This is a genomic window from uncultured Mucilaginibacter sp. (assembly GCF_903913935.1).
Classification (GTDB): domain Bacteria; phylum Bacteroidota; class Bacteroidia; order Sphingobacteriales; family Sphingobacteriaceae; genus Mucilaginibacter.
In genome coordinates this window covers 1-3464 of sequence record NZ_CAIWNH010000016.1, presented here as the reverse complement: position 1 = coordinate 3464, position 3464 = coordinate 1, and the positions used below count along the sequence as shown (strand labels likewise).

Annotated in this window: 3 protein-coding genes; 2 read left to right on the top strand and 1 reads right to left on the bottom strand. The window is 44.7% G+C overall.

Features of this window, described 5'->3' with window-relative positions; all coding sequences use genetic code 11:
- A partial coding sequence (locus QZY09_RS00475; protein WP_295666677.1) for a pitrilysin family protein occupies positions 1–1280 on the bottom strand: 1280 nt, incomplete at its 3' end.
- Positions 1281–1420: 140 nt separating this feature from the next.
- On the opposite strand from QZY09_RS00475, the gene QZY09_RS00470 reads away from it, so the two are divergent.
- Together QZY09_RS00470 and QZY09_RS00465 are read left to right on the top strand one after the other, a co-directional pair.
- On the top strand, positions 1421–1813 hold the full coding sequence (locus tag QZY09_RS00470; RefSeq protein ID WP_295666674.1) for a DUF1801 domain-containing protein: 393 nt from the start codon (positions 1421–1423) through the stop codon (positions 1811–1813).
- A 415-nt stretch (positions 1814–2228) separates the two neighbouring features.
- On the top strand, positions 2229–2933 hold the full coding sequence (locus tag QZY09_RS00465; RefSeq protein WP_295666671.1) for a hypothetical protein: 705 nt from the start codon (positions 2229–2231) through the stop codon (positions 2931–2933).
- Positions 2934–3464 lie beyond the last annotated feature (531 nt).

The following is a 3464-nucleotide window of genomic DNA, read 5'->3' as shown; positions in this document are numbered from 1 at the left end:
TCCAGGTATTTTTTTGCCGCATCCCTGATGTCTTCCCTGGTGATGGATTTATAAACCGCCAGTTCCTCATTCAGTTCGTTGGTGTTTTTATGATAAAAAGTATAACCGGTAGCCAAACTTTCAGCAATGCCTATCTGGCGGCTGTTGGCGTTTACATAGTTATCTTCCATCTGGTTTTCCAGTTTATCATAGTCTTCCTGGCTTATCAGGTCGGTTTGCAGCTTAACGATCTCCTCGTTCATGTCTTTCAACAATGCAGCCGGTGTAGCGTTGTTATTAGGCAATGCGCCGATGATGTACATGCCATAATCCTCCAGCCCGATATTAAAGGCAAGCACCTGCAGGGCGTCCTTCTTTTCGTCCACCATTTTTTTATACAATTTAGAGCTGCCTCCTGTTGACAAAATGCTGCTGATCATCTGCATTACTTTGGCATCCCTGGTATTGCGGCCCGGCACACGGTACGCCTCCAGGACCAGCGGGATCTGGATGTTGGCATCATAAAAAGTATCAATAATAGGTTTGGTTATCGGCGCCTCCTCGGTTTTATGGTAAACCACTGCCGGGCCTCCCGGAATAGGGCCAAAATAGCTGCTTATCAGCGCTTTTGTTTTTATAGGGTCGATGTCGCCGGCAATGGTGAGCACTGCGTTGTTGGGTACGTAATATTGTTTAAAAAACTGTTTAAACTCATCCAGTTTGGCAGCGTCGATATCTTTCATTTCGCCGATGACGCCGTTTTTGTAGGGGTGGGCGGCAAACAGGTCGCGGGCAACTACGTTGCTGAAGTTACCGTAAGGGCGGTTGTCAAAGCTCTGGCGGCGTTCCTCTTTCACCACTTCATCCTGTATTTTTACGCCGATATCGTTAATTACGGGGTGCATCATGCGTTCACTCTCCAGCCAAAGCCCTGTTTCCAGGTAGTTGGAGGGGAAAACCTCGAAATAAAAGGTACGGTCCTGCGTGGTATTGGCATTGTTGGTGCCGCCGTTGGCCGATACGATCTTCATAAACTGGCCGCGTTTAATGTTGTCGCTGCCCTCAAATAAAAGGTGCTCAAAAAAATGCGCGAAACCGGTACGGCCCGCCACTTCGTTTTTTGATCCTACATGGTACATTACCGATACCGCTACCACCGGTGCATGGTGGTCGGTATGCAAAATTACGTGCAATCCGTTAGGGAGGTCGTATTCGGTGAAGTCAACTTTTTGCGCCCTGGCGCTCAAGCTTATAAAAGCGGCAGCAGTTAGAGCGCACCATACTTTTTTTCGTATTTGCATAAAGATTTAAGATTTTAAGGCTAAATTAAGATTTTAGTTTGAAAACTGCACAGAAAGCGAAAGTTAAGTTATGTTAATTTTTATCCGCTATTTCCAGAAAGAATTTAATAAATGTAAATTTAAACAGCCAATGCAATAAAATGACGATACCTGAATTTTTAGCCGGTTTGCCGGCCGACAGGCAGCAATTGATGAGCATGCTTCACGAAGCGATTGTTGCGAATGACCCGAAAGTGACCTGCTCCATTAAGCCGATGATGGGCAAAGAAATGATCATGTACGAGGAGGGCCATTACATGAAATACGCGCTGGCAAGCGTAAAAAGCCATATGTCGCTGCATTGTATGCCCATTTATATGAATACGGCCTTCCATACCAAATATACGCCGCTGTTGCCTGCCGCCAAATTTCAAAAGGGTTGTATCAATTTTACAGGTGCCGACGCCATGCCGGTTGCCATTGTGGCCGCCCTGATCGCTGATTGCGCGCCGGTCAATATCCCGGCAATCCTGGAAAACAGGAAAAAGAAATAAAGATCAATTTGGATAGGATGAGTATGATGGATGTATTTTTCTTTGGTACTGCGTCTTCCCCTGGCGTAAATCAGCGCAGGGTCCGGCCAATGCTATTAAGTTAAGGAGATCGGCCCCCATCGGGGGCTAATATTGGTAGAAAAAAATAATCAGATATTACCGTGCCGTTGGTACGGAACCTAAACGCAATGCATTAGCGCTAATGCCGCTTCAATTGTTGCGTACCGATGGCACGCTTTTCGTTTATTATCCATTTTTCTACCAATATTTTGCACCTAACTGCGCAATCAAAAAAATCATGATTCCTTAACTAAAAGCATTGAGGGTCCGGCGCCAGGACGATAGTTTTTTGTTTCCTTGTTTTTTATGAATAAACTCCTATCTTGCAATAAATTACCTTCACAATTTACACTTCATGGAAACCGGTTACAAAAATGTCAGCCTGCTGTTTATTGTTATTTTCGGCATTGTTTTTTTGGGTTTTTTTAAAACCTATTTCGGGCTGTTCCCCTCGTTCAACAATGTAACCCTTATACAGCATATCCATGGCCTGCTGTTTACCACCTGGTTTGTGCTGCTATTTGTTCAGCCACTGCTCATCCGTTACGGCAAATACAAGGCGCACCGCATCATTGGCAGGTTTACGTACCTGCTGGTGCCCTGCATCCTCATATCTATTCATTTTATTGCCCGCGAGGCGTATTTAAACGCGGTTGCTGCCCATAAACTCCAACCGGACATTCTTGCGGGGATGTACTTTCCTACTTACCAGATCTTTGATTTTTTTGTGCTGTACGTCCTGGCCATTGCCAACAAACACCGCACACCCTACCACATGCGCTATATGATCGCCACTTCGCTCGCCATTCTTGGGGCTGGTTTGCGGCGGGCCTTTGCACATGTTTTCGGGATGAGTGGCGCGGAAGCCGTATTATACGGCTTTTTGGTACCCGACCTGATCCTTGCCGGGCTTATCGTGTATGATAAGGTCAAAGGTCAAAACAGCCGGGCCTATGTCATCGCCCTTATTATTTTAGCTATATCCCATTACAGCTATTATTTCCTTCCCGAATCAGCATTATGGCAGTCTGTTGCAGGGTATTTTGTAAGATTTTTTTAATTGAAATACCTCGCCTAAATCTGTGGGTTTGTCATTAAGTTAAGTGTTACCGGTTTTGATAATAAATTTCATGCTTTCCGTTTCGGCAGGGCCCCTTAACCGGAAACCCTGCGAAGCCGGAAAGTTTACCGCTTGCCCCTGATAGCGCATCAGGCTGGTAAATATCGTTTCTCAGATATTTGCAACTAGTGAGTTGCGCAAATATTTTTGTTTTTTTTCAAGGCTAACAACATGATATGAATTATAACCCAATAACGACAGCTATTTGATTACAAATAATCAATTTTAAAAACATAAAACGCTATTATCGCCTATAGTTTTACAGGCTGTTTTTTTGGGGTATCCGATTGTTTTAAAAACACCAGTCTCAATAAACAAACTAACACCTTTACACAACCCAATCCCACCCCCCCAAACTATTCGTACCCCGTACCATGGCAGCGGTAACAGGTTTGGTAAACCCTGGCAATAGTAGTACTGCTGCTATTTGACCAGTCTTCGAGCCTGGATGTTTGGCCTGACCCAAAACAT

Coding starts and splice junctions, on each gene's coding strand:
- QZY09_RS00465 (WP_295666671.1), top strand. CDS start 2,229: ATGGAAACCGGTTACAAAAATGTCAGCCTGCTGTTTATTGTTATTTTC.
- QZY09_RS00470 (WP_295666674.1), top strand. CDS start 1,421: ATGACGATACCTGAATTTTTAGCCGGTTTGCCGGCCGACAGGCAGCAA.